This is a genomic window from Amycolatopsis panacis, from assembly GCF_003600245.1.
Lineage (GTDB): Bacteria > Actinomycetota > Actinomycetes > Mycobacteriales > Pseudonocardiaceae > Amycolatopsis > Amycolatopsis sulphurea.
In genome coordinates this window covers 86,876-112,617 of the sequence record NZ_QZFV01000142.1, presented here as the reverse complement: position 1 = coordinate 112,617, position 25,742 = coordinate 86,876, and the positions used below count along the sequence as shown (strand labels likewise).

Below are 25,742 nucleotides of genomic sequence, written 5' to 3'. Positions count from 1 at the left end.
CGGGCTCAGGCGACGTCCGCGACCGCTTCCTGCATCGCGGCGATCAGCGTGCGCACGGCCGGGCTGCCGGCCATCCGCCCGGCCACCGCGGCGTGGATGGCCCGGCTCGGCTGCGGATTGCGGACCCGGCGCACCACCACCCCCGGATGCGGGGTGCCGAGACCGAGCGCGGGCACCAGGCCGACGCCCAGCCCGGCCGCGATGAACCCTTGTGCGGTCGGGTAATCCTCGGACTCGACCACGATGTTGGGGTGAAAACCGGCCGACGCGCAGGCGCCCGCCAGGATCGCCCGGCAGGCACCCGGCAGCGGGTCGATGCCCACCCACGGTTCATCGCCGAGTTCGGCCAGGTCCAGCACGCGTTTGCGGGCCAGCGGGTGGGTGCGTGGGAGCACCGCGCAGTACGGATCGTCGAGCAGGTGCACCAGCTCGATCCCCTCGGCGGGCCGGGCGGACCGCGGGACGACCACGATCGCCACGTCCGCGCGGCCTTCCTCGACCTCGGGCAGCGGGTCGAGTGGCTCCATCAGCTTGAGGTCGAGCCACACGCCGGGGTGTTCCCGGCGGACTGCCGCGACGGCCTGCGGCACCATCGACGCGCCCGCGGTGGCGAAGTAGCGGATGGCGAGCTTGCCGGTGCGGCCTTCCTTCAGCTCGGTGAGTGCCGCCTCGGCCCGCGCCAGCTCGGCGCTGAGCGCTTCGGCGTGGCCGGACAGCAGTGTGCCCGCAGGGGTGGGCCGGACACCACGGCCGACGCGTTCCAGCAACGGCGTGCCCGCCTCGCGTTCGAGGACGGCCAGCTGCTGGCTGATCGCCGAAGGCGTGTACCCGAGATTCCGCGCCGCGGCACTGATCGAACCGCTCGTGATCACCGACCGGAGCACTTGCATACGCCGTACGTCGAGCATGGCCGAATAGTACAGCTGTGCTTAATCGTCCCTGCAGTTATTTTCGCTTGTTCTTACGTCTCATCGCGGTGAAGCTGGCTGTCAGGAGACGAAGGAGGCACGGTGGGCGAGACCAAGACGTTGCTGCGGATCGCGGCGCTCGCGGTGATGTGGGGGTCGAGTTTCTTCTGGATCAAGCTGGGACTCGCCGCGTTCTCACCGGTACAGCTGGTGCTCGCCCGGCTGACGCTGGGTGCGGTGGTCCTGCTGGCGCTGTGCCTGCTCGGACGGCGCCGGCTGCCCGCGGACCGCCGGGTCTGGGGCCACCTGGTGGTCGCCGCGTTCTTCCACAACGCCTTGCCGTTCCTGCTCTTCGCCATCGGGGAGACCACTGTGGACTCCGGCATCACCGGCGTGCTGAACTCCACCACCCCGCTGTGGGTCCTGGTGGTCGCCCCGTTCCTCGGTGTGCCGAACCGGATAACCGGGACGCGGGTAGCCGGGCTCGTCGTCGGGCTCGCCGGGATTCTGCTGATCTTCGCGCCGTGGCAGGCCTCCGGTCTGCTCAGCTGGGGCTCGCTGGCCTGCCTGACGGCTGCGGCCAGCTACGGGTTCGCCTTCGTCTACGAGGGCCGCTACCTGTCCGGCACCGGTCTCTCGCCGTACGCGCTTTCGGGCGGGCAAATGCTGCTGGCGACCGGATTCCTGCTGCTCGTGATGCCGTTCGGCGGGTTGACGACGGTGCACCTGAGCCCGCTGGCGGTGAGCGCGGTGCTGGTGCTCGGCGTCGGCTCGACCGGGATCGCGTTCGCGCTCAACTACCAGCTGCTGGCCAGCGAGGGCGCGGTGGCGGCGTCCGTGGTCGGGTACCTGCTGCCGGTGGTGTCCGTGCTGCTGGGCGCGGTGTTCCTGCACGAACAGCTGAGCGTCCGGGTGATCCTGGGCATGGTCGTGGTCCTCGGCGGCGTCGCGCTCACCCGGCTGCAGCGCAAACCCACGGCCATCGCGGAACCGGCGCCCGTGGCGGAACGGGTCTGACGCTTCAGACCAGACGGCGGTCGGAGGCCCAGCGGGACAGCTCGTAGCGGTTGGACAGCTGGGTCTTGCGCAGGACACTGGACACGTGCGTCTCCACCGTCTTCACGGAGATGAACAGCTCAGAGGCGATCTCCTTGTACGCGTAGCCTCGCGCCAGCAGGCGGAGGACGTCGCGTTCGCGAGGCGTGAGCAGGTCCAGCTCGGGGTCGTTGATCGGCGCGGAGCCGGGACGGTCGGCGAAGGCGTCGAGGACGAAGCCCGCCAGCCGCGGGGAGAACACCGCGTCGCCGTCGGCCACCCGGACCACCGCGCGCACAAGCTCCTTCGAGGAGATCGTCTTGGTGACGTAGCCGCGCGCGCCGGCGCGGATCACCGCGATCACGTCCTCCGCCGCGTCGGACACCGACAGCGCTAGGAACACCACATCCGGCAGCTCCGGACGGACCCGGCGGAGCACTTCCGCACCACCACCGTCGGGCATGTGCACGTCCAGCAGGACCACCTGGGGCCGGGCCCGGGCGATCCCGGCGACCGCTTCGGCCACCGAGCCCGCCTCGCCGACCACCTGCACCTCGTCGGTGATCGAATCCAGCTCCGTGCGCACTCCGGCACGGAACAACGCGTGGTCGTCCACGAGGAAGACCTTGACCGGCTCCCGCTGGCTCTCCGTCACGACTGCACTCCCTCACTCGCCTGCCTTGAGCATAGCCAGGTCAAGCCGCGGTCTTGCCCGCTTTGACCGGCATGGCGAGCTGGACCTCGGTCCCCTCGCCCGGCGCGGTGCGCAGTGTGCACGTCCCACCATGGCGTTCCATCCGGCCGCGGATCGAATCGGCCAGCCCGTGCCGGTCGCCCGGCACCAGGTCCGGGTCGAAGCCCTTGCCGCGGTCCCGCACGAACACGGTCACCGCCGTGGGCTCGACCTCGGCGAACACACTGACCTCGCCGACCCCGGCATGCTTGGCCGCGTTCACGATCGCCTCGCGCGCGGCCTGCACCAGCGCGGCGAGCGGTTCGTTCAGCTCGACGTCGCCGACCACGACCTGACCGACCGAGATGGCGAACTGATCCTCGACCTCGCCGCACGCGGTGGCCAGCGCCTCCGACAGCTGGCGGGCGCCTTCTTCCTCTTCCTTGGTCCGTTTCTCACTGGGCTTGCCGTACCCGTCGGGTCCGTACAGCCAGCCGCGCAGCTCACGCTCCTGCCCACGGGCCAGCCGGGCGACCTCGTTCGGCTGATCGGCCTGCCGCTGGATGAGCGCGAGCGTCTGCAGCACCGAATCGTGCAGATGCGCGGCGATCTCCGCACGCTCGTCGGTGCGGATGCGCGCCCGGCGCTCGTCGCCGAGGTCACGGACCAGCCGCAACCAGAACGGCACGGTCAGCACGGCGACCCCGAACAGCGTCGCGAACACCGCGATCAGGGCGAACTTCACCTGGTCGAAGCTGCCGCTCTGGAACACGGTCACGCCGATGCCGGTGATCACGAGCGCGGCCCCGGCAAGGATGCGGATGATCGCGGAAACCCGCCCGCCTTCGCCGACCAGCGCCCCCGCCACCCCGTCGCGGGCGCCCCGCCATCGCCGTCGCTGCGACTCGTCGGCCTCGCGCCAGACCACCCCCGCCCCGATCACGGCGAGTGCCAGCGGAATCACGACCCAGCCCCGGATGGCCCCGGTGAGCGTGCCGCTGGCGATGCCGAGCCCGACGCCGAGCGCGATCAGCCCGTAAGCCTGCTGGCGCTCCTTGGGGTTCGGCTGCGTCTCCGGCTCGTCGTCCCGCTGCGGCACGAACACCCAGAGCAGCCCGTAGGCGAGCAACCCGGCCCCGTTGAGCGCCGACAGCAGCGCGAAGGCAGTCCGGACCCAGACCACCGGCACCCCGAGATGCTCCGCCAGCCCACCGGCGACCCCGGCCACCGCCCGCCCGGACCGCTGCCGGTACATCCGCGGCCGCTCCGGCCCGGCCCCGGTCACTTCTCCCGAACCGGACCGGACCGGCAGCACCCCGCCTGCGGCCTCCGTACCCCGTACCGGGGCGCCGATGTCGAGAAAGTCCTGCACAGATCCATCGTCACACGACACGGCGAAGCGGACATCGGGGAAGCCCCTGATCATCGGATCGGTCGGAGTTCTGCTGACAGGCCGAGGCGGCCCCCAGTAGCTTGTACGAGCAGAGAGCGAGCGATCACAGGATGCAGGGGTGAGGGGTATGGCGGCAGGGGCGCACTTCGGGACCGGAAGCCCCGTCCGAACCGGCGCTGCTGCCGAATCTCGGACTCTGAACGACCGGTGAACGACGCACAGGCCAAACGGGCCGTCGCGACTCTCGGTGTGGCCGCGATGGCGTTGCTGACCGGGTGTGCCAGCTCGGTCAGCGGGTCACCGCAGCCTGGCGCTTCGGCAAGCGCGTCACCACCGGCTGCCGCGAACCCGTTCGCGGCCATGAATCAGTGCGCTCTGCTCGACGAGCTTCTCGCGGGGCAGGGCTTCCCGAAGGCAAGCCCGGATGTCGCTGATCCCGACCATGCCTGCGGGACCAGCAAGCCGTCCAGCGCCACGACCCGCGGCCTCGACGTCGGATTGAACCTGCAAGCCGGTCGAGGATACAAGGAGAACATCACCGATCCGGGCAAGGCGCGGACCGGCGATGTCAACGGCCGACCCGCCATCGAGGAACCCGCACCGCTCGGTTCACCGGGTCAGTGCAGCATCGCGATGTCCGTCGAACCCGGTTCCCGTGCGATCGTGGACGTTAGCTCCGGCTCCGACACGGTCGCGGCCTGCGACACTGCCAAGCAACTCGCCGTGCAGTTCGAACCCAAGCTCCCGAAAAGCTGATCACCGTGCCCGCACAGGGCCTGGCGAAGTGGACATCCGGGAAGCCTCTGATCATTTGGAGGGACAGATGGTTCAGCCCTGCCGCTCCGACGGAAAGCCCGCCGCTGTGAGAATCGCCGAAGCCCCCGTCCGTCGCACCGGCAGTCGGTACGATGCGTGAGGCGCCATCAACTGGTCACGGTGTGTACATTGCGGGCCGACGACAGCGGCGGGGAGGCCGACGATGACTGAAGAGCACCGAGCGCAGCAGGTCGAGTCCGCTGGCGACTTCTATGCGCGGACTCAGCAGACGAACGAAGTCTTCAACGTCGGCATCGACAGCCCGGACGTCCGCAGGGCCACTGAGCAGGCCGCCTCGCAGTACTCGGTGCAGCAGGGCGAGCAGCTCCTTGAAGGCCAACAGACCCGCTCGGACGCGCCGGCGCCGGACGCGAACTACGCCTCCCACAGCCACGACGAGCTGTACAAGATGGTCCACGACGGGCTGGACTTCCACACCATCAACGACCGCAGCCAAGTGACGAACCACTACGGCAACTGGCTCGCCCAGGCGTCCAACGCCTTCCGCGACGCGGCCAAGACGGCCGGCGCCGAATGGCAGGGCGCCGCCGCCGACCTGGCGCACTCGTTCTTCCAGAGCACCGCCGATCACACCGAAAAGACCGGTAGCGCGATGCAACTGGTGTCGAACCGGTACTCCCAGCAGTCGGCCGCCGCGGACTACGCGCAGAAGAACATGCCCGAGCCGACCGGCTTCAATCAGCAGGCCGAGCTGGACAAAGCCACGCAGCAATTGACCGGCGGCAACCCGCTGACCGCGGCGGTCACGATGAACCAGGTCAACCAGAAGCAGCAGCAGGCGGACGCCGCGCACCAGCAGGCGGTGCAGGTCATGCACGGGCTCGACAGCACGTATCACGAAACGTCGACCACCCAGCCGACCTACGCCCCACCTCCCCAGATGGGCGGCGACAGCACGCACGCCAGCAGCGCCGCCCCGGTCACCACGCCCGGCGGATCCGTCTCGAGCGGCCCTTACTCCGGGCCCGGCGGTGGCGGCTTCTCGTCCGTGGCCCCGCCCGGCTCCCCCGGCAACGCCACGTTCGCCGCGCCCCCTCCCTCGGTCACCGGTGGGGCCGGCAACGCCCCCATTCCCGCCCCCGGCATCAGCACGGGCGCCGGAACGTTCAACAACCCAGCCAACACCGGCCCCGGTTTCCGTGGCCCAACCGGCCCCGGCGGCATCGGCGGCCGCCTCTCCCCCGACGCGCTCAGCATGGGCGGCGGAGGCAATGTCGGCAATGCGGGCGAGAACACACCGCGCAGCCGCCCCGGTATCGGCACCGGCCGCTCCGGTGGAGGCTACGCAGGGAGCCGTGTCTCTGGCGGCAGCGGAGGTGCCACCAGCGCACCCGGCGAGGGAGAGGCCACCGGCAAGGGCAAAGCGGGCGGCCTCGAACGTGGCGCCAAGTCCGCGGCCGAAGCCTCGAAGAGCGGTAAGCCCGGCGCTGCCGGCGGGACCACCGGTAGCGGGAGGAAGAAGGAAGAGGACAAGGAGCACACGAACAAGATCCCGGCCCAGCTCGACCCGGACGAGGTCTTCGAAGTCCACCCCGAGCGTGGTCCGGATGGGGAGAAGATCACCCCGCCGGTGATCGGCGGCTGAGAGTTCCCAGCGAGAACGCGTATACGGACACAGGAGTCAAGAGATGGCAGGCATCCACTGGGCCGCACCCCCACCGGCGACCGGTGACTCTTCTCCTGCTGCCGCGGCAGGGAATGAGTTCATCGACGGACTCACCGAAGGACCTGGCAGCCGCGAAGCCGCAGAGAAAATGCGCAACGCCGGAAATACACTGAAGACTCTCGCGCAGAACGGGAAGTTCTCCGTGAACGAGGCCGGGTTTCAAGCCTACGCAAAGGCGTGCAAATTCTTCCTCGACGGCTTCGATCATATGTACGGTGACCTGGAGTCCCTGACTCAAGCGGCAGCAATGGGCAGCTCCGACTACGCGCGCAAGGTAGCCAAATTCAACACCTCCGTCGCCAACGACGGAACACACGAGTCAATGCTCCCGAACATCGAAATGATGCGCGACGCAATCAAGGCGGCCTTCGAAGCAATGGAGCTGGCAAGAAAGAATTACCGAGAAAGCGATAATGAGAACGCGATATCATTCATCGAATTGAGCAAGAAGCTGGACAGCCAGTGACGAAAACAGGAACTTCAGCGCAGCTGATCGGCGCCATGCTGCTCACCCTTGCCGTCACCGGCTGCAGCAGCACAGTCAATGGAGCACCAGAGCCCGCCGGCGCCTCAACTCCAGCCGCCACCCCCACCGGCCCCGCCAACCCGTTCGCCACACTGAATCAGTGCTCGCTGGTGAACGAAATACTTGCCGGTCAAGGTTTCCCACCGGCACAGCCGACTATCGCGGACGCCAAACGTACATGCCGGGCGACGATCCCAACATCGAGCGCCGATACCGATGGCATAGGTGTCGCAATTTCGCTGCAGAACGGGCAGAAATACACTGAGAACATCAACCATCCCGACACTGCACGCAATGGCGATATCGACGGACGCCCCATCATCGAGCAGCCCGAACCACTGAGAGTTAAGGGCGGTTGCCAAGTAGGTATGGCAGTGGGAGATAACGCACGCGCACTAGTGATGGTCGTCTCTGGAAGCGATACGAAAAGAGCCTGCGCCAAGGCTGAGGAAGTCGCCACGGCCTTAAGCGCAAGGCTTCCTAAAAATTGATTCGATGACGGTGTCAAGTGGTGGATGCACCAGTTGACACCGCCCCGGCTCACAGAACTCGCGGAGCGGAAAGATCGGCGGGCGGCCGTTCATCGAGCAACGCGAGCCGCTCGGGGTCTCCGGCGGCTGCCAGATCGGCATGGCCGTCGGCCCCAACGCGCGCGCCCTCGTCATCGTCTCAGGAGCGACACGACGGTCGCGTGCGACAAGGCTCAGGCTGTCGCCGTCGCGCTGGACGCCAAGCTCCCCAAGAACTGACGACGTCGCCCGGCAAATTGATCATCATTCTCAGGCGCTCGTAGCCACCGCCCCGCCGCCGAACCCCGGACCACCTCCGGGGAAACTCAGGGACCACCCCCGATGCGTCGCCCCGCCGGGTCCCGCATGCTCTTCGGTATGAGTGCTGTGTCCAGGGGGAATCCGCTGAACGGGTTCGAGGAGACCGTCAAGGACTTCTGGGGTAGCCGGCCGCGGCGCCCGCAATCCGGGCGGAAGGTGGCCGGGGTGGCGGCCGGTCTGGGGAATCGGTACGGCATCGATCCGGTCGTCATCCGGGTGGCGCTGGTCGCGGCCACGGTGTTCGGGGGGTTCGGGCTGGCCTTCTACCTGCTGGGCTGGCTGCTGTTCCCGGCGGAGGGGGACGAGGTCTCGGGAATCGAGGCGCTCGCCGGGCGGGGTCGCTCCAGTATGTCGAAGGGCTTCGCCCTGGTGCTGGCCATTGCTCTGCTCCCGGTGCTCGGTTTGACGTTCACGGGGGGCTGGTTCGACGGAGGGGGGCTGATCGGGCTGGCCCTGCTCTCTCTTGGTCTTTACCTCCTGCACCGCAGCCGCGGGCAGGACAATCGCCCCGTTCCGGTCGCCGCGTTCGCGGCGGGACCGGCCGAGGCCGGAACCGGAGCGTTCACCATGAGCAGCGACGCGACCACGTCCGCCACTGCGGCCGCGGGACCGGGCTGGGATCCGCTGGCCGCCGATCCGGCGGGCTGGGATCTGCCCGCGCCGAGCCCGCCCGTCCCGCCGGTGCCGCCCGAGCCGGAGTATGAACGGCTGCGGAATTCGAAGATCGGGCCGGCCGTGTTCGGGCTGGCGGTGATCGTGGCCGGGACCGGGATCGCGCTGAACCTCAACGGTGTGCCGTGGTTCTCCCTGCAGCACATCATCGGGATGGTGCTCGCGGTGCTCGGGGTGGGCATGGTGGCGGGCGCGTTCGTCCGCGGCTCGCGGGGGCTGGTCGGGCTGGCCGTGCCGCTGTCGATCGTCGGCATGCTGCTCACCACGAGTACCTTCGGCGATCTCGATCTGCGAGGCGGGGTCGGCGACCTGAGCGCCACGCCGCGTTCGGTGGCCGAACTGCAGCCGGAGTATCACCACGCGGCAGGGCAGCTCAACCTCGACCTGACTCAGCTGCCGCCCACCGGCCCGATCACCACCACCGTCAACAACGGCGCCGGCGATACCAACATCGTGGTGCCGGCGAACGCGGACGTGACCTACAGCTGCGAAACCAGCGCAGGCAACGTCAACTGCTTCAACCGCTCGTCCGACGGCGTCGGCCAGCCCCCGCTGACGGGCACCGACAACGGAGAAGACGGTGTCGGCGGCCAGCAGATCACGCTTCACGTCACGAACGGCGTGGGCACAGTGGAGGTGCACCGTGGCTGAGAACTACGACGAACCGAACGCCCCGGCCCGCCGCCGCGGAGTGGACGTGTTCACCCTCGTCGCCGGGATCGCGACCCTGCTGGTCTCCGGTTACGTGCTCAGTGACGGCACGAGCTGGCTGCCGTCGTTCGACTTCCGCTGGATCGTCGCGGGCGGCGCGGTGTTCATCGGGCTGCTGATGCTCGTCGCGTCGTTCGGCAAACGGCGGCGCTGACCCGAAAAGCTGTGAAGGGAACCTTCACGGACGCAGAGTCCGTGAAGGGTCCCTTCACAGCCTTGATGAGGCCTATTCCCACTCGATGGTGCCCGGCGGCTTGCTCGTCACGTCCAGGACGACGCGGTTGACCTCGGGCACCTCGTTGGTGATCCGGGTCGAGATCCGCTCCAGCACCTCGTACGGCAGGCGGGTCCAGTCCGCGGTCATGGCGTCCTCCGAGGACACCGGACGCAGCACGATCGGGTGACCGTAAGTCCGGCCGTCGCCCTGTACGCCCACGCTGCGCACGTCCGCCAGCAGCACCACCGGGCACTGCCAGATCTCCTGGTCCAGTCCGGCCGCGGTGAGCTCCTCGCGGGCGATCGCGTCCGCCGCGCGCAGCGTCTCCAGCCGGTCCGCGGTCACCTCGCCGATGATCCGGATGCCCAGCCCGGGGCCGGGGAACGGCTGGCGGCCCACGATCGTCGCGGGCAGCCCCAGTTCGAGCCCGACGCGGCGGACCTCGTCCTTGAACAGCAGCCGCAGCGGCTCGACCAGCTCGAACTGCAGGTCGTCCGGCAGGCCGCCGACGTTGTGGTGGCTCTTGATGTTCGCGGTGCCCTCGCCGCCGCCGGACTCCACCACGTCCGGGTAGAGCGTGCCCTGCACCAGGAACTTGTAGTCGCCCTGCGCCTTGAGGTCGCGCTCGGCCTGCTCGAACACCCGGATGAACTCGCGCCCGATGATCTTGCGCTTCTCCTCCGGGTCGGTGACCCCCCCCAGCGCGTCGAGGAACCGCTCCCGCGCGTCCACGGTCACCAGGTTGACCCCGGTGGCCGTCACGAAATCGCGCTCCACCTGCGTCCGCTCCCCCACGCGCAACAGGCCGTGGTCGACGAACACGCAGGTCAGCCGGTCCCCGATGGCGCGCTGCACGAGGGCGCCGGCGACCGCCGAATCGACCCCGCCCGACAGCCCGCAGATCGCCCGCCCGTCGCCGATCTGCTCGGCGATCCGCCATACCTGCTCGTCCACAATGGACGAAGTGGTCCACTGCGGACGGATACCGGCGATGTCGTGCAGGAACCGGCGCAGCACCTCCTGCCCGTGCGGCGAATGGGCCACTTCCGGGTGGTACTGCACGCCGGCGAAACGCCGTTCGACGTCTTCGAAGCCGGCCACCGCCGCGCCGTCCGAGGAGGCCGTGACAACCGAGCCCGCGGGCGCTTCGGTGACGCTGTCATTGTGGCTCATCCACGCCGTCTGGTGCGCGGGAAGCCCGGCGTGCAGCACGCCGCCCTCGCCGATGGTCCGTACGTCGGTGCGGCCGAACTCGCGCACGCCGGTCGGCTCGACGACCCCGCCGAGTGTCTTCGCGAGCAGCTGGTGGCCATAGCAGATGCCGAGAATGGGTACGCCCGCTTCGACCAGCTTCGGGTCCATCCCGGGTGCGCCGTCGGCGTACACGCTGGACGGGCCGCCAGAGAGGATGATCGCCGCCGGATTCTTGGCCAGCAGCTCGTCGGCGGTCGAGGTGGACGGCACGACTTCGGAGTAGACCTGCGCCTCACGCACCCGCCGTGCGATCAGCTGGGCGTACTGCGCCCCGAAGTCCATGACGAGTACCGGGCCGGTGGGAGTGGCCAACTGACGACCTCCAGGCGAATGAGCACGTTGACCTCCATCGTCCCAGGTGGGCCGGGTCACGTCGGCGCTGGCCCCGGAACGAGGACCGCGCCTGACCGCGATCAGGCCTACCGTGCCGGTATGACTGTCGATTGGACCACCGAATTGCACGATCAGCTCGACTGGCACTGGCAGCACCACGTGCGTTCGAGGCTGGACGGGATCACCGACGAGGAGTACTTCTGGCAGCCCGTGCCGGACTGCTGGACCATCCGCCCACGTGCGGAGAATCCGGACGGCCCGGGATCCGGCGATTTCACCGTCGACTTCGCCTTCCCCGAGCCGACGCCGCCCCCGGTGACCACGATCGCGTGGCGGCTGTCGCACATCATCATCGGCGTACTCGGAATGCGCGCGGCGTCGCATTTCGGCGGCCCGCCGATGAGCTACGACACCTTCCCGTACGCAGGTACAGCTACCGAAGCGCTGAAGCAGCTCGACGACGCGTACGCGAACTGGATCGAGGGCGTACGCGGGCTCGACGCCGAAGGGCTCGCGAGGCCGTGCGGCCCGGCCGAAGGGCCGTACGCGGATGCGCCGCTCGCGGCGTTGATCCTGCACATCAACCGGGAGGCGATCCATCACTCGGCCGAAGTACTCCTGCTGCGCGACCTCTACCGAAATCGCTGAGCGCAGGCGCGCAGAAGAGCCCGGACATCAGTCACTTTCCCCGGTCAAAGATGCGCCAAGGGGAATGAATTCCCACGCTGAGGACTCACAACCAGGTGGGGCGACCGATCTGGAAAGGATCTTCATGCGAGCGACACTCATCTACGGCGCGGGCGACGTCCGGGTGGAGACCGTGCCGGACCCGAAGCTGGTAGAGCCCTCTGACGCCGTGGTCAGGGTCGTGCGCGCGTGCGTCTGTGGCAGCGATCTGTGGCCTTACGCCAGCCTGCCCGCCCGCGAGCACGGCAGGCCGATCGGGCACGAGTTCCTCGGCGTCGTCGAGGAGACCGGCGCGGATGTGACCGGCGTACGCAGGGGCGACCTGGTCGTCGCGCCGTTCAAGTACTCCGACGGCACCTGCGAGTTCTGCCGCGAAGGCCTGCAGACGTCGTGTCTGCACGGCGGCAACTGGGGCGAGCCGGGCGTCGACGGTGGGCAGGGCGAGGCCGTACGCGTGCCACAGGCAGACGGCACGCTCGTACGGCTGCCACACACTGAGGACGAGGAGTTGCTTGCTTCGCTGCTCACGCTGTCCGACGTGTTCCCCACCGGGCACCATTCCGCCGTCACTGCGGGCGTCAGCAAGGGCAAGACCGTGACGGTAATCGGAGACGGCGCGGTAGGCCTCTCCGCCGTACTGGCCGCGAAGCGGCTCGGCGCCGAGCAGATCGTCCTGATGGGGCGGCACCCAGCGCGCACCGACCTCGGCCGCGAGTTCGGCGCCACGGACGTGGTCACCGAACGTGGTGAGGAGGGCGTCGAGAAGGTCCGCGAGCTGACGGCCGCGCGCGGTACGCACACGGTGCTGGAATGCGTCGGCACGTTGCCCGCGTTCGAGATGGGCCTCGGCGTCGTGCGGCCAGGCGGCGCGCTGAGCCGCGTAGGTGTGCCGCAGTACCCGGAGGGCCCGATCGGGCGACCGGTGTTCCTGAACAACATCACCATCACCGGCGGTGTGGCGCCGGCTCGGCACTACATCCCGGAGCTGCTGCCGGACGTGCTCGAAGGCCGTTATCAGCCGGGCCGGGTGTTCGACCGGACTGTCGGTATCGAGGACGTGCCGACCGGCTATCAGGCCATGGCCGACCGTGAAGCGCTGAAGGTGCTCGTGGCGTTCTGACGCCGACGTGCCACGGCCCGCGAGGCCGAATACCTTGGTGCGCATGGACACGATCACCCCACAGCCGCGGGCGGCATGGGTCGCCGGGAAGGCCGAGCAGGGCGCGAGCACGCTGGAGGTGCACCACCCGCTGGACGGCAGCGAGGTGGCGACCGTCGCGGTGCCCGGTCCGGAGCAGGTGGAGCGGGCGGTGGCTGCGGCGGCGGGCGTCGCCAAGGAATTCCGGCGCAGCCCGGCGCATCTGCGTGCCGGCGCGCTGGAGCACGTGTCCCGCGGGCTTGCGGCCCGCGCCGAGGAGATCGCCGAGGTGATCACCGCGGAGAACGGAAAACCGCTCAAATGGGCCGAGGCCGAGGTGAACCGGGCGGTGTCGGTTTTCCGGATCGCGGCCGAAGAGGCCCGCCGGTTCAGCGGAGAGGTGCAGCGGCTCGACGCCGACCCGTCCGGGGACGCACGACTGGCGCTCACCCGACGAGTACCGCGCGGGCCGGTCCTCGGCATCGCCCCGTTCAACTTCCCGCTGAATCTGGTGGCCCACAAGGTCGCGCCGTCGCTCGCGGTCGGTGCGCCGATCATCGTGAAGCCCGCGCCGCGCACCCCCTTGTCCGCGCTCGTGCTCGGTGAACTGCTCGCCGAGACGGACCTGCCCGAGGGTGCGTTTTCCGTGCTGCCGCTCGGTAACGAGGAAACCCGGGCCCTTGTCGCCGACCCACGGCTGCCGGTGGTCTCGTTCACCGGGTCCGGCCCGGTCGGCTGGTCCATCGCGGACGCCGCCCCGCGCAAGCATGTGGTGCTGGAACTCGGTGGCAACGCGGCCGCGGTAGTCCTGCGCGACTGGCCGGATCCGGAGGGCGCCGCGCACCGGATCGCGACCTTCGGCAACTATCAGGCCGGGCAGTCCTGCATCGCGGTGCAGCGGGTGATCGTGGATTCGGCGATCGCGGACGAGTTCGTGCCCGCGCTGGTGGAGGCGGTCGAAGCGCAACACACCGGCGATCCGTACGACCGCAACACCGACGTAGGCCCGGTGGTCGACGAGGCGGCCGCGAAACGGATCATCGCCTGGGTCGAGGAAGCGGTGGCCGGGGGCGCTCGCGTCCTCACCGGAGGGACCCGCGAGGGCACCTCGGTCGCGCCGACCGTGCTCGCCGATGTTCCGGCGGATGCGAAAGCGTGGGCGGAAGAGATCTTCGGGCCGGTCCTGGCAGTGTCCGTTGTGGACGGTGTGGATGAAGCTCTTGCGGCAGTGAACGATTCGGCGTACGGCTTGCAGGCCGGCGTGTTCACCAGCGACGTACAGCTGGCTTTTCACGCCTCCGCGGAACTGGAGGTGGGCGGCGTGATCATCGGCGACGTGCCGTCCTACCGCGCGGACCAGATGCCCTATGGCGGCGTGAAGGGCTCCGGCGTCGGCCGGGAAGGCGTGCTGGCGGCGATGCACGACCTCACCGAGGAACACGTCACCGTCTTCACCGGCGTGGAACTCTAGTCTGTGAAGGGACCCTTCACAGACTCAGAGGCTGTGAAGGGACCCTTCACAGCCCGCAGTCTCAGCGTCGCAACGCGGCCGGCGCGTCCGAGGGCACGGCGGGGTTCTTCGGCGTCACCGGGTCCAGCCGCCGGTAGCCCTCGCTCTGCGACGGACGCCGATCCGGCTCGCCCTTGTTCGGCCAGAACGAGAACGCGCGCTCGGCCTGTGCGGCGATGGTCAATGAGGGGTTCACCCCGAGGTTCGCGGTGATCGCCGAACCGTCCACAACGGACAGTCCGGGATAGCCGAAGACGCGGTGGTAGGGATCGATCACCCCGGAGCCGGCACTGTCGCCGATCGGCACCCCGCCGATGAAATGCGCGGTCAGCGGGATGTCGAAGATCTCCCCCCAGGTACCGCCCGCGATCCCGCCGATGTGCTCGGCGGCACGTTCGTTCGCCTCGTGCCCGGCCGGGATGAAGCTCGGGTTCGGTTCGCCGTGGCCCTGCCGGGAGGTGTATCTGCGCCTGCCGAACAGGCCACGCCGGGTGTAGGTGGTGATGGAGTTGTCCAGGCTCTGCATCACCAGCAGGATCACCGTGCGCTCGCTCCAGCGATACGCGTTGAGCAGCTTGGCCGACTGCACCGGATGCTTGGCCAGGAACGTGACGGCCTGCCGCCAGCGGGGAATCTCCGACGAGCCGTCCGTGGCCACCGTCTGCAGCAGGCTCATCGCGTTGCTGCCCTTGCCGTACCGCACCGGCTCGATGTGCGTGTTGTCGTCCGGGTGAATCGACGAGGTGATCGCCACACCGCGGGAGAAGTCGCGGCTTTCGTCCACTGTGGCGCGTCCGGCCCCGATGATGGCCTCGGAGTTGGTCCGGGTCAGCTCACCCAGCCGGCGCGACAGCTTCGGCAGCAAACCAGTGTCTTTCATACGGTGCAACAGGTTCTGCGTTCCCCAGGTACCGGCGGCGAACACCACCTGGGAAGCGGTCACCGTGGCGCGGAAGCGCCGCGAGCGGGTACCCGTCTTCTGCAGGGTGACCTGATATCCCGCGCCATCCGGGCACACCGACGTGACCGTGGTGAGCGGGATGACTTTCGCACCGCCCTTTTCCGCGAGGTACAGGTAGTTCTTCACAAGCGTGTTCTTCGCCCCGACCCGGCAACCGGTCATGCACGAGCCGCATTCCGTGCAGCCGACCCGATCCGGCCCCGCACCACCGAAGTACGGGTCGGCGACAGGCTCACCGGGCTTGCCGAAATACACCCCGACCGGTGTCGGGTGGAACGACTCGGACACGCCCATGTCCTGCGCGACCTGGCGCATCACCACGTCCGACGGCGTGCTGGTCGGATTCGTGACCACGCCGAGCATCCGCCCGGCCTGGTCGTAGTGCGGCGCCAGCTCGGCTTCCCAGTCGGTGATGTGTGCCCACTGCCGGTCGGTGTAGAACGGTTTGAGCGGGCGGTACAACGTGTTCGCATACACCAGCGAACCGCCGCCGACCCCCGCGCCGGCCAGCACCATCACGTTGTTGAGCAAGTGGATGCGCTGGATTCCGTAGCACCCCAGCCGCGGAGCCCACAGGTACCGTTTGAGGTCCCACGAGGTCTTCGCGAACTCGTCGTCGGCGAACCGCCGTCCGGCCTCGACCACCGCGACCCGGTAGCCCTTCTCGGTCAGCCGCAACGCCGCGACGCTGCCCCCGAATCCGGAGCCCACCACGACGACGTCGTAGTCCGGTTCGGTCCGCACAGTGGTGGTGTTACTGGCAGTCACAGGTCGCAGCGTAACCCCGGCGAGGCCTCCTGACCAGAGGTAAGTTACCGGCGGGTCACAGCACTCCGCGTAGCCGGGGTGTGCTGCTCCCAGGAAAACCGCGTCCTGGTCGGCCCGGCTTTTCCGGCCGAAGATCGGTGCTGGAAGACCTTGGAAGAGACCGTCGCGGCACCGGCGTCCGGGCGGCCAGCTCGCTGACCTGGCATCGGTCGGATTCGGGCTGGCGGGTCACGTGGGACCGCACGACCTGGTACGCCATCGACGCAGAAGCGCTCGCCGTCGCGATGGACACGCTGCCCGGCCGGGACGAGCGGAACGGCCCCCGCGCGTGCGGGGGCCGTTCCCTCCAGCAAGCTCAGCCGCGCACGGTCAGGCCGACGCGCTGGAACTCCTTCAGATCCGAATAGCCGGTCTTGGCCATCGCACGGCGTAGGGCACCGAACAGGTTCACCACGCCCTCCGCGTCCGAGGACGGGCCGAAGAGCAGCGTCTTCAGGTCCACGGCGTACTCCGAATCCGGACCGGCGACCACCCGCGAACGCGGCAGCGACGGGTGCGCGGCCGCGGCCGTCCAGTACAGACCCTGGCCCGGCGCGTCCGACGCGGCCGAGAGCGGCGCACCGAGCATCACGGCGTCCGCGCCGCAGGCGATGGCCTTCGCGATGTCGCCGGAACTCGTGATGCCGCCGTCGGCGAGTACGTGCACGTAGCGGCCACCGGTCTCGTCGAGGTAGTCACGACGGGCCGCGGCGGCGTCCACGATCGCGGTGGCCATCGGCACCCCGATGCCGAGCACGCGATCGGTGCTGGTGACGCCCTCGGAGTAGCCGTGCCCGACGATCACGCCGGCCGCGCCGGTGCGCATCAGGTGCATCGCGGTGCGGTAGTCGCTGACACCGCCGGCGATCACCGGCACGTCGAGCCGTCCGATGAATTCCTTGAGGTTGAGCGGTTCCGCGTCCCGCTGGACGTGCTCGGCGGAGATGATCGTGCCCTGCACGAGGAGGATCTCCACCCCCGCGGCGAGCAGATCCGGGGTCAGCTCGGCGGCGTTCTGCGGGCTGACCCGCGCGGCCACCGTGACGCCCGACTCGCGGATCGTCTTGATCGCCTCGGTCAGCAGGTCGAGCCGGACCGGCGCGGCGTGCAGCTCTTGCAGCTCCCGCACGACCGCGGTCGGGTCCTCCCCGTCCTCGGCGGCCCGGACCAGCCGGAAGATCGCCTCTTCCACGTTGGCGTGCCGCGCCCAGAGCCCCTCGGCGTTGAGCACGCCGAGCCCGCCCAGCTCACCGATCGCCACCGCGGTCCCGGGCGAGACGATCGCGTCCGTGGGGTGGGTGATCAGCGGCAGGTCGAACCGGTACGCGTCGATCTGCCAGGCCGTGGACACCACCGACGAGGACCGCGTCCGCCGCGACGGCACGATCTCCACCTCGTCCAGGCCGTAGGCCCGCCGAGCGGTGCGGCCCATGCCGATCTCGACCAGATCCCGCACGTGATGTCCCTTCTCGAGCCGACGACAACACTGTCCATTGTCGCCAGCCGGGGTCGGTGAGCTGCGCACGGGGGGCGGTTTCAGAACGAAACATCGGTGTGCGGCACCGGCTCCCGGTCGAACAGCCGACCCACCCGGATCTGCGCCGGCTCGGTACGGTGCCAGACCTCGCCCGGCGCCGGGAAACCGGACTACCGGGTCGTGTAGTTGGGCGCCTCGACCGTCATCGTGACGTCGTGCGGGTGGCTTTCCTTCAGCCCGGCTGCGGTGATCCGCACCAGCTGCGCCTCCTGCAGCTGCGCGACCGTCGAGGCACCCGCGTAGCCCATGCCCGCCCGCAGGCCGCCGACGAGCTGGTGCACGACGTTCTCCAGCGGGCCGCGGAACGGGATGCGGCCCTCGATGCCCTCGGGCACCAGCTTGTCCTCGTTGAGCACGTCGTCCTGGGCGTACCGGTCCTTGGAGTACGACTTCGCCTGGCCGCGCGACTGCATGGCGCCCAGCGAACCCATCCCGCGGTAGACCTTGAACTGCTTGCCATTGACCAGAATCAGGTCACCGGGAGACTCCGCGGTACCGGCCAGCAGGCTGCCCAGCATGACCGTGGACGCGCCGGCCGCGATCGCCTTCGCGATGTCGCCGGAGTACTGGATGCCGCCGTCGGCGATCACCGGCACCCCGGCCGGGCGCGCGGCCTGGTCGGCCTCGTAGATCGCGGAGATCTGCGGCACGCCGACGCCCGCGACGATGCGCGTGGTGCAGATCGAGCCCGGGCCGACACCCACCTTCAACCCGTCGACCCCGGCGTCCACCATTGCCTGCGCACCCGCGCGGGTTGCCACGTTGCCGCCGACGATGTCGACGGTGTCGCCCAGCTCCTGCTTCAGCAGCCGTACGGCGTCGACGACGGCGCGCGAATGTCCGTGCGCAGTGTCGACCATCAGCACGTCTACGCCTGCCTCAGCGAGCGCCATGGCGCGCTTGTGCCCGTCCGCGCCGACGCCGACCGCCGCACCGACGATGAGCCGGCCGTTCGGGTCCTTGCTGGCGTTGGGGTACTGCTCGGTCTTGACGAAGTCCTTGACCGTGATCAGGCCGCGCAGCTTGCCCGCGCCGTCGACGATCGGGAGCTTCTCGATCTTGTGCCGGCGCAGCAGGCCGAGTGCGGCCTCCGCGGTGACGCCGACCTGCGCGGTGACCAGCGGCGCCTTCGTCATGACTTCGCTGACCACGCGGGTGTGGTCGACCTCGAACCGCATGTCGCGGTTGGTGATGATGCCCACCAGCGAACCGGACGCGTCGGTCACCGGGACACCGGAGATGCGGAACCGCGCGCACAGCGCGTCGACCTCGGCGAGCGTGTCGTCCGGCGAGCAGGTGACCGGGTCGGTGACCATGCCCGCCTCGGACCGCTTCACCACCTCGACCGCGGCGGCCTGCTCCTCGACCGGCAGGTTCCGCTGCAGCACGCCGATGCCGCCCTGCCGCGCCATCGCGATCGCCATCCGGCCCTCGGTGACGGTGTCCATGGCGGCCGAGACCAGCGGCACGTTGAGCGTGATGTTGCGGCTGAGCCGGGTACTCGTGTCCACCGCGCTGGGCATGATGTCGGATTCGGCAGGCAGCAGCAGCACGTCGTCGAAGGTGAGGCCGAGCATCGCGAATTTGCTGGGCACGGCGGGGGTGATGCTTTCGCTGGTCATGCGGGCGAACGGCCTTCCTGGCGGGAGTGAGCGGAGCGGTGGTGGACGGGCTCGGACCTTCCCTTCATGATATCCGCGCCGCGCCCCCGGCCCGGGCGGGTGGGGACGGGCGCCACACTGCGGGTAGCGTGCAGGTCGTGCCGCACGATGTGTTGCCCCCCGACCCCTTTCAGGACGATCCGGACGACCCGGCCCGGGCCTTCCTCGATTCCGACGACCAGCCGGGCGAGCCGATCAGCTCGGACGAACGCACCGAACTGCTGGCCGACCTCTCCGATCTCGCCGTCTACCAGGCACTGCTGCAGCCACGCGGGGTCCGCGGCATCGTGGTCGACTGCGGGGAGTGCGACGAGCCCCATTACCACGACTGGCACCTGCTGCGCGCCAGCCTGGAGCAGCTGCTGTCGGACGGCCGGATGCGCCCGCACGAACCGGCGTTCGACCCGAACCCCGGCGACTACGTGAGCTGGGACTACTGCCGGGGCTTCGCCGACGGAGTGACGGCGAACGAGAGCGCCTACTGACAGTCGTCTTCCCCTTCGCGCCCTGGTGAGGTTGCTCACCAGGGCTTTTTCCCCGTATCCGAATGTTGTCCACAGGGTTGTCCACAGGGGGTGATAGCTGTGGATAACCCAATCAGGGGATGCCCGGTGCGGCGGTCTCGACGCGTGGTCCCGGCGTGTGATCGGGGTGCCTGGATCGCTCCGCATCCCGACGGTTTTCCCTGGTCGAACGGGTCCGGCCCGGGAGCCCGGATCGTGCGGCCGGTCGTCGATCGGGCCGTTCCGCCCGTTCGACGGTGCGGAAGGCCGCTTCGGCTGACCGGACCACGACCGTAGGGCTCGCGAGTTTCCGTTGGCTACGCCAATCTCGGCGGACCAGGTCACGAAGCGCTGGTCGTGCCGTTCAGGCTCGCCGCCGTGCCGTTCTGCGTCGACTCGTTGCGTGGGCTGCCGTTGGTGCCGCTGCCGGATCCCGGTTCGTGCGGCGGAGCACTGGAACTCGGCGCAGGAGGATCGGTGGTCACCGAACTGGGCGGCGCGGAGGTCGTCGGAGCCGGCTGGCTGGTGCTGCCGGAACCGGGCACTGACGTCGGAGCGGCAGCGGTGGGCTGCTGCTGTGGCTGGCTGGTCGGCGGGTTCTTCACCGGCGGCGCGCTCGCCTGCGTCGAGGGCAGCTGCCCGCCGGTCGGCGGGGCCGGGACGCCGAGCTGCGCGGCCAGCTGGCGATGCTGCTCCAGGAGCTGATCGCGGTTTTCCGCGTCGGTCACCTGATTGAGCGCGGCCTGCGCGTCGGCGAGTGCGCGACGGGCATCGGCGAGCCGGTTGTCCGCCAGTGCCAGGTTGGCTTTCTCCAGGTCGAGCTTCGCCGTGGCGGCGGCCTCGACGGAACGAGCGTGATCGCCGTACAGGACCTTCGTGAGCCCCCACAGCGTGTCTCCGGGCTGAGCGTCCCGGGCGGCGAGGCCGGTGCCGGTGAACGCGATCGCGGCGGCGGCACAGGCGGCGGCCACGGGGACGAAGATGCGGCGTCTTCGGCTGCGCGCGGCCTGCCGGTGGGCCAGCGAGGCGTTCTTCATCGTGGCGACGGCGGTGCCGACATCGACGAGCTCGGCGAGCGGCTCGCTGTCGACGTCCCTTCGCCAGGACAGCAGGAGCGCGTTGAGTTCCTGGTCGCCGAGTTCGTCGGCGAGCGCCGGATCGGTACCGCCGAGTGCGTCGAGCAGTGCGTCATCGGCCTGGATCGCCGTGAGGTCACCGTCGGCCTCGGCTTCGTAGCCGGTCAGGCCACGGGTCTGCGCGGAAGGCGTCAGATCGCGGTCGTCGTGGTCGGCCACTTCAGATCACCTCCTCAGCGGCGAGCACCTTGCGCAGCCGGGCCAGCGCGCGGTGCTGGGCGACACGGACCGCGCCGGGTGTCGACCCGACGGCCTCCGCGGTTTCCTCCGCCGACAGCCCCACGACGACCCGCAGCACGACGATCTCCCGCTGCTTGTCCGGCAGCACCTGCAACAGCTGTGCCATCCGCTCGTTCAGCTCGCCCTGCAGCGCACGCTGTTCCGGGCCGACGCCGCTCTCGACCTCGTCCGGGATTTCGGCGACCGGATCCGCGCGGTTGCGGCCCGCCGCTCGATGCGCGTCCGCGACCTTGTGCTGCGCGATCCCGTAGACGAACGCCAGGAAGGGGCGGCCCTGGTCACGGTACGAAGGCAACGCCGTGAGCACCGCGAGACACACCTCCTGCGCAACATCGTCAGCCGAAGCGAACGAACGCTCCTGCCTACCAACCCGAGCGCGGCAGTACCGCACCACAAGGGGACGGATGGCCGCAAGCAACCGCTCGACTGCCTGAGGTTCTCCCTCGACAGCGGCGGTGACTGACTCTTCCAGTCCATCCCCCACAGTGGCCATCGCAGACAACAGTCCCAGTGTTACGTGTAGGCGTGCAAACAATCCGGCGCGTGGTCATCCAGCCCAGCCACCGGCCACAGTTACCGTACCGTCGACGTCGAGACGGACAACCGCCAGAGGTGGCGACCGGCGGGCCACCCGCCCGCCCGCCCGCTTCGGACGACCCGTTACCGCAGCTCAACGGCGTTTTCGACACTCGCGGCGGCGGCCCGTCCAGCGGAGTGGGATCAGCCACGGCCTCCTGGAGCAACAGAACCATACTGCCGTCGTAGAGCGAATGGCCCAGCGCCATGGTGCAGCCGGACGCATGGGCCGCTCGCGACTGGTCCATCCGGATACCGCGCGGACAAGCCGCGACACTCTGCGTACCACCAGGCAGAACTATCCGCGCGTCTCGACTTGTCGCGGGGCTTGGCCGGCGCTTTCACGTCCGGGCGCCGGAGGACCCGGACACAGGTACGGGCCAGGGCTTCACGCCCTGGCCCGTCGTCACCGTGGCTTGTGGTTCGGCAACCCCGTCTCGACCCGTTCGTCCGGGGTCAGGACACCAGTCCGCGGCGGAAGCCGTGCGCCACCGCTTGCGCGCGATCGCGCACGCCGAGCTTGCGGAACAGCCGGCGGGCATGCGTCTTGACGGTGTCCTCCGACAAGTACAGCTCCCGGCCGATCTGGCCGTTGCTCTTGCCCTGGCTCATGCCGCGCAGCACCTGCAGCTCGCGCTCGGTGAGCTGGACGCCGGGGTCGGACGGTTGCCGCGGCGCGGGCACCGAAGTGCTCGCGAGCGTGTGGGCGAGTGCCGCGACCAGCTCGGGACGCGAGGCGTCCCAGCGCAGGTAGCCGCGGGCACCGCCGGCGATCGCGGCAGCGATACTGCCCGCGTCGTCCGGGGCACCGAAGACGATGACGTTCGCCTGGGGGTTGGCGGAGACGAGCCGACGAGTGGCTTCGACGCCTGTCGGGACCGCGCGCTGCGTCCCGACCAGCACGACGTCGACCGGCTGACGGGTGTACCGGGCCAGCAGCTCGTCACCGTGCGCTACGCAGTCGATGCGACTGACCCCTGGGACCGCGGACATCACGCGGGTGAGCCCTTCGCGGACACTGCGTCGGTCGTCGCAGATCAAGACCGTCGTCACGGGGTTTCCTTCCTGCAGCCGGGTGACATTCCACTTCCCCTATCGGACGCTTTAGCTCGAACCTTGACACGATCCGGTGGCTTTTTTTGAAGTTTCTTAGCCCGGATGCCGGAACCGCCCTTCCAGCAGGCTCACCCGGCCCCCGCGGGCACCCACGGCGACTCCCGTGCGATCCGCATCACGCAAGGATCGGCTTGCCGTAACACTGCGTGCAACACCTCGCGGCTTCTGAATCGATACCGTTCGGCGTGCCCGGTGTCCAGGTCCGCCGTGACCTGCGCCGCCACCCAGGTAAGTGAATGAAGTTCATACTTTTCGGCCTCCTCGAGCGCCACCCCGAGCAGCTCGAGCGCCCCTTCCTCTCCGGCGGCGGTCAATGCCACACCGAGCACGATCGCGGACTTCACCGCGTGCCGCCGTGCCCCGCGAACCCGCGCGATTTCGAGCGCCCGTCTCGCCGGTGCGACCGCGTTCGCGTGCTGCCCGTCAGCCAACTCGATCTCGGCGGCGACCCAACCGCCCCGTACCGCCGCCCGCCACCGCCGGTCCGCCTGAGCCGCCCGAACGGCCAGCCGCCGAGCCGCTCCGAGCCGCCCGAGCGCGAGATTGTCGGCCGCGAGACCGAGCAACGCGTCCGCCCGCGCCCCCGCGACGTCCAGCCCGTCGGGTTCGAAGCTCGCACGGTTGGTCCCCACGGCCGCGCTTCGGTCGACTGGAGTTGCTCCAGTCCGAGCACCGCCGGGATCGGCAGATGCCGGATCGGCTGCGTCCGTGACGGCAGTGGGCAGCCCAGCACTGTCCGGATCGGCCGGGTGCCGAACGGCGCCTTTCGGGTCGCCGGTGGGATGCCCTGGGCCAGAGTCCGGCTGAGCGCCGTACGCCCCGGCTCCCACCAACAGCAACGCCGCACCGTCCAGCTTCCGAGCAGCGGCGTGGCCGCCGAGTTGCCGTCGGTGGGACGCGAGCGTGCTGCCGGCGAAGGACGCGACGACGGGATCGGGCTCGCGGCGTAGCCGGTCGAGGAGGGTGGTCGCGGCGGCGTACCGGCCGCGGGCACCCAGAACGATCGCGGTCAGCAGGCGTTGCCTGGGCGGGGTCCCCGGCACGTCACCGGAAAGCAGGCGGGCACCGATCAATGGCGGGTCGCCGAACGCGAGGGCGGTCAGGGTCGCTTCGTCCACTCGCTCTTTTTAGCGCGGACCACCGACAAGGACGTGCTCGACGCGGTCCGCAGCGATCGACAGGTCCGGAAGCAACTCGACCTTCACCGGCAACGACACCGGATCCCAGCCCGGGCCACAGGCGAACAGGCGGCTGCGTTGCCGGCCACGTGATATCCGCGCGAACACCCGCGGGTCGGCAGCAGCACGACGGCGTGCCCAAAGCACGACGGCTGCCGGCGCGCTCCTCCGTACGGTCACCGCGAGCACCTCCGGGGGCAGCGGTGTGCCGAAAAGCTGCGCACCGACCCGGCGACCGGCCAACGAAGCCGACAGCGCGTACAGCGGCATCGTGTCGCGTTCCTCAGGTACGCACGCGAGCAGCACCGGACGTTGGTTACGCGGTTGGTCAAGCACTGGCGTCGCCCGTACTAGGGCCGCGTACACGCACTCCGCCAGCATGTACTCCACTTCGGCGCCCGCATGCACGCCACGCCACCGCGCGCCGAGCGCCATGAGCACCGGGTCGACAACGCCGGACCACGCGGGCAATACGCCCAGCTCGTCTATGGCGTCCGCGAGCATCCGCTGTACTGCGCCGACGTCCATGGCCAACGCCGCCGTGCTCAGCCGACGCGCGAGGCGCGACGGTACTTCGCCGTCATCGGGCGCAGGACTCGGCGTGGCGACTGTGGCCGGCTCAGGCGGCACCGGCACGGCTTCGACCCGCGGCATCTGCTCCAACGCGTACCGCGCTGCTTCGGCCGTCGACGCACCGCGAAGCAGCGCGCGCTGCATCAATTCGAGACGGCCGATGTCGGAGCTGCCGTAGCGGCGGTGGCGGCCGTCGGTGTGCCTGCTGGGACCGAGGCCGTAGCGGCGATCCCAGGTACGAAGGGTGGACGGGGCGACCCCGAGCCGACGGGCGACCGAGGCCACCGGCAGGGTGGGTTCTCCTTCGCTCGATCCGGATCCCACCCGGTCAATATCCAGGCCACTCGCGGCCCCGGCAACCCGAACCAAAACCCCAGCTCACACATCCGGGGGATGCCTAACGGCTGAATCGCCGCAGATCTATTGAACAACTATTGGCGCGCTTCTAACGTTACGGCCGTTGCACCGAATGGAGTATCGGCACCACAGCAGAGCAGCTAATGGCATCGACCGGATGACGGAGGCGGTCAGGATGGCAGACACGCGCAGGCTCCCCGGCCCCAATGCGGACATGTGGGACTGGCAGCTGGAGGGGTCGTGCCGGGGGATGGACAGCGCGTCCTTCTTTCACCCGGACGGAGAGCGTGGGCCGGCGAGAGCCCGGCGCGAGGCGAGGGCGAAGGCGATCTGCCTGTCCTGCCCGGTGCTGGAACTGTGCCGCAAGCACGCACTCGCCGTGCACGAGCCGTACGGCATCTGGGGCGGCCTCTCCGAATCGGAGCGGGAAAACCTCCTCCGGCAGGACAAGCGGGCGCTGACCATGGCGCACAGCTGACCCACAACGGCAGCGACGGGGCGGTGTCCACATCGGACGCCGCCCTTTTCGCTGCGCGTTGCCGTGTGGGTGCCGCGGGGCCTTCCGCCGTGCGTTTGGCTGCCTGCCGCGCTTGCGTTGTGGCCTGACGCGGGTTGCCGGCTTCCGTCCAGCGGCCTGCCCGGCTGCACCACCCCGGGCGTCGACGCTGCCTATCGGGCGGATACGCCCCGCCTCACGAACCGGGACC

At 69.5% G+C, this 25,742-nt stretch carries 24 protein-coding genes; 12 read left to right on the top strand and 12 right to left on the bottom strand.

Annotated features, from left to right (window positions below):
* Positions 1–5 precede the first annotated feature (5 nt).
* The gene (locus tag D5S19_RS29855) at positions 6–908 is read right to left on the bottom strand and encodes a LysR family transcriptional regulator (protein ID WP_120026677.1); all 903 of its coding nucleotides are present in this window, start codon (positions 906–908) and stop codon (positions 6–8) included.
* 102 nt (positions 909–1,010) lie between these two features.
* On the opposite strand from D5S19_RS29855, the gene D5S19_RS29850 reads away from it, so the two are divergent.
* Positions 1,011–1,925 carry a DMT family transporter gene (locus D5S19_RS29850; RefSeq protein WP_120026676.1) on the top strand — a complete coding sequence of 305 codons (915 nt, stop codon included), beginning with the start codon at positions 1,011–1,013 and terminating at the stop codon, positions 1,923–1,925.
* Between the two features lie 4 nt (positions 1,926–1,929).
* Here D5S19_RS29850 and D5S19_RS29845 read toward each other — a convergent pair whose 3' ends face one another.
* The gene (locus D5S19_RS29845) at positions 1,930–2,598 is read right to left on the bottom strand and encodes a response regulator (RefSeq protein ID WP_098511490.1); all 669 of its coding nucleotides are present in this window, start codon (positions 2,596–2,598) and stop codon (positions 1,930–1,932) included.
* Positions 2,599–2,638: 40 nt separating this feature from the next.
* Positions 2,639–3,988, bottom strand: coding sequence for a PspC domain-containing protein (locus tag D5S19_RS29840; RefSeq protein ID WP_407641803.1), 1,350 nt, complete (start codon positions 3,986–3,988; stop codon positions 2,639–2,641).
* Between the two features lie 228 nt (positions 3,989–4,216).
* Here D5S19_RS29840 and D5S19_RS29835 point away from each other — a divergent pair, with 228 nt between their 5' ends.
* From D5S19_RS29835 to D5S19_RS29810, 6 genes are all read left to right on the top strand, one after another.
* Positions 4,217–4,765 carry a DUF3558 family protein gene (locus tag D5S19_RS29835; RefSeq protein ID WP_120026675.1) on the top strand — a complete coding sequence of 183 codons (549 nt, stop codon included), beginning with the start codon at positions 4,217–4,219 and terminating at the stop codon, positions 4,763–4,765.
* A 223-nt stretch (positions 4,766–4,988) separates the two neighbouring features.
* The gene (locus D5S19_RS29830; protein ID WP_120026674.1) at positions 4,989–6,431 is read left to right on the top strand and encodes a hypothetical protein; all 1,443 of its coding nucleotides are present in this window, start codon (positions 4,989–4,991) and stop codon (positions 6,429–6,431) included.
* A gap of 43 nt (positions 6,432–6,474) precedes the next feature.
* Positions 6,475–6,978, top strand: a complete 504-nt coding sequence (locus tag D5S19_RS29825) for a hypothetical protein (protein WP_120026673.1) — start codon at positions 6,475–6,477, stop codon at positions 6,976–6,978.
* Entirely contained in the window at positions 6,975–7,529 is a 555-nt protein-coding gene (locus D5S19_RS29820) for a DUF3558 family protein (protein ID WP_147397532.1), read from the top strand. Before D5S19_RS29825 ends, D5S19_RS29820 begins: the two co-directional genes overlap by 4 nt.
* A 396-nt stretch (positions 7,530–7,925) precedes the next feature.
* Entirely contained in the window at positions 7,926–9,191 is a 1,266-nt protein-coding gene (locus D5S19_RS29815) for a PspC domain-containing protein (RefSeq protein ID WP_233574240.1), read from the top strand.
* Entirely contained in the window at positions 9,184–9,405 is a 222-nt protein-coding gene (locus D5S19_RS29810; RefSeq protein ID WP_120026670.1) for a hypothetical protein, read from the top strand. The genes D5S19_RS29815 and D5S19_RS29810 overlap by 8 nt, the downstream gene beginning before the upstream one ends.
* A gap of 72 nt (positions 9,406–9,477) precedes the next feature.
* On the opposite strand, the gene guaA is transcribed toward D5S19_RS29810, so the two are convergent.
* On the bottom strand, positions 9,478–11,034 hold the full coding sequence (gene guaA, locus D5S19_RS29805) for a glutamine-hydrolyzing GMP synthase (protein WP_120026669.1): 1,557 nt from the start codon (positions 11,032–11,034) through the stop codon (positions 9,478–9,480).
* Between the two features lie 120 nt (positions 11,035–11,154).
* Here guaA and D5S19_RS29800 point away from each other — a divergent pair, with 120 nt between their 5' ends.
* The 3 genes from D5S19_RS29800 (at position 11,155) to D5S19_RS29790 (ending at position 14,351) form a co-directional block, all read left to right on the top strand.
* A complete protein-coding gene (locus D5S19_RS29800) occupies positions 11,155–11,703 on the top strand; it encodes a DinB family protein (protein WP_120026668.1) in 549 nt (182 codons plus the stop codon).
* A 124-nt stretch (positions 11,704–11,827) separates the two neighbouring features.
* On the top strand, positions 11,828–12,862 hold the full coding sequence (locus tag D5S19_RS29795) for a zinc-binding dehydrogenase (RefSeq protein ID WP_120026667.1): 1,035 nt from the start codon (positions 11,828–11,830) through the stop codon (positions 12,860–12,862).
* Positions 12,863–12,905: 43 nt separating this feature from the next.
* A complete protein-coding gene (locus tag D5S19_RS29790; protein ID WP_120026666.1) occupies positions 12,906–14,351 on the top strand; it encodes an aldehyde dehydrogenase family protein in 1,446 nt (481 codons plus the stop codon).
* A gap of 61 nt (positions 14,352–14,412) precedes the next feature.
* On the opposite strand, the gene D5S19_RS29785 is transcribed toward D5S19_RS29790, so the two are convergent.
* The 3 genes from D5S19_RS29785 to guaB all read right to left on the bottom strand — a co-directional run bounded on the left by D5S19_RS29785 (position 14,413) and on the right by guaB (position 19,317).
* On the bottom strand, positions 14,413–16,119 hold the full coding sequence (locus tag D5S19_RS29785) for a GMC family oxidoreductase (RefSeq protein WP_120026665.1): 1,707 nt from the start codon (positions 16,117–16,119) through the stop codon (positions 14,413–14,415).
* A gap of 355 nt (positions 16,120–16,474) precedes the next feature.
* Entirely contained in the window at positions 16,475–17,614 is a 1,140-nt protein-coding gene (locus D5S19_RS29780; RefSeq protein WP_120026664.1) for a GuaB3 family IMP dehydrogenase-related protein, read from the bottom strand.
* 191 nt (positions 17,615–17,805) lie between these two features.
* Entirely contained in the window at positions 17,806–19,317 is a 1,512-nt protein-coding gene (guaB, locus tag D5S19_RS29775; protein ID WP_120026663.1) for an IMP dehydrogenase, read from the bottom strand.
* 128 nt (positions 19,318–19,445) lie between these two features.
* Between guaB and D5S19_RS29770 the strand changes: the two genes are divergently transcribed.
* Positions 19,446–19,841, top strand: a complete 396-nt coding sequence (locus D5S19_RS29770) for a DUF5319 domain-containing protein (RefSeq protein WP_199730771.1) — start codon at positions 19,446–19,448, stop codon at positions 19,839–19,841.
* 359 nt (positions 19,842–20,200) lie between these two features.
* Here the strand turns inward: D5S19_RS29770 and D5S19_RS29765 are convergent, their stop codons facing one another.
* The 5 genes from D5S19_RS29765 to D5S19_RS29745 all read right to left on the bottom strand — a co-directional run bounded on the left by D5S19_RS29765 (position 20,201) and on the right by D5S19_RS29745 (position 24,963).
* Entirely contained in the window at positions 20,201–21,154 is a 954-nt protein-coding gene (locus D5S19_RS29765; RefSeq protein WP_120026662.1) for an anti-sigma-D factor RsdA, read from the bottom strand.
* A gap of 1 nt (position 21,155) precedes the next feature.
* Complete coding sequence (locus D5S19_RS29760; protein WP_098511513.1) at positions 21,156–21,728, bottom strand: sigma-70 family RNA polymerase sigma factor; 573 nt, start codon at positions 21,726–21,728, stop codon at positions 21,156–21,158.
* Positions 21,729–22,267: 539 nt separating this feature from the next.
* Positions 22,268–22,864: a response regulator transcription factor gene (locus D5S19_RS29755; RefSeq protein ID WP_020662719.1), complete on the bottom strand. Its 597-nt coding sequence runs from the start codon at positions 22,862–22,864 to the stop codon at positions 22,268–22,270.
* 131 nt (positions 22,865–22,995) lie between these two features.
* A complete protein-coding gene (locus D5S19_RS29750; RefSeq protein ID WP_407641802.1) occupies positions 22,996–24,045 on the bottom strand; it encodes a hypothetical protein in 1,050 nt (349 codons plus the stop codon).
* A 9-nt stretch (positions 24,046–24,054) separates the two neighbouring features.
* Positions 24,055–24,963, bottom strand: a complete 909-nt coding sequence (locus D5S19_RS29745) for a MerR family transcriptional regulator (protein WP_199730770.1) — start codon at positions 24,961–24,963, stop codon at positions 24,055–24,057.
* 247 nt (positions 24,964–25,210) lie between these two features.
* Between D5S19_RS29745 and D5S19_RS29740 the strand changes: the two genes are divergently transcribed.
* The gene (locus tag D5S19_RS29740) at positions 25,211–25,513 is read left to right on the top strand and encodes a WhiB family transcriptional regulator (protein WP_170069712.1); all 303 of its coding nucleotides are present in this window, start codon (positions 25,211–25,213) and stop codon (positions 25,511–25,513) included.
* The last annotated feature ends 229 nt before the right edge of the window (positions 25,514–25,742 follow it).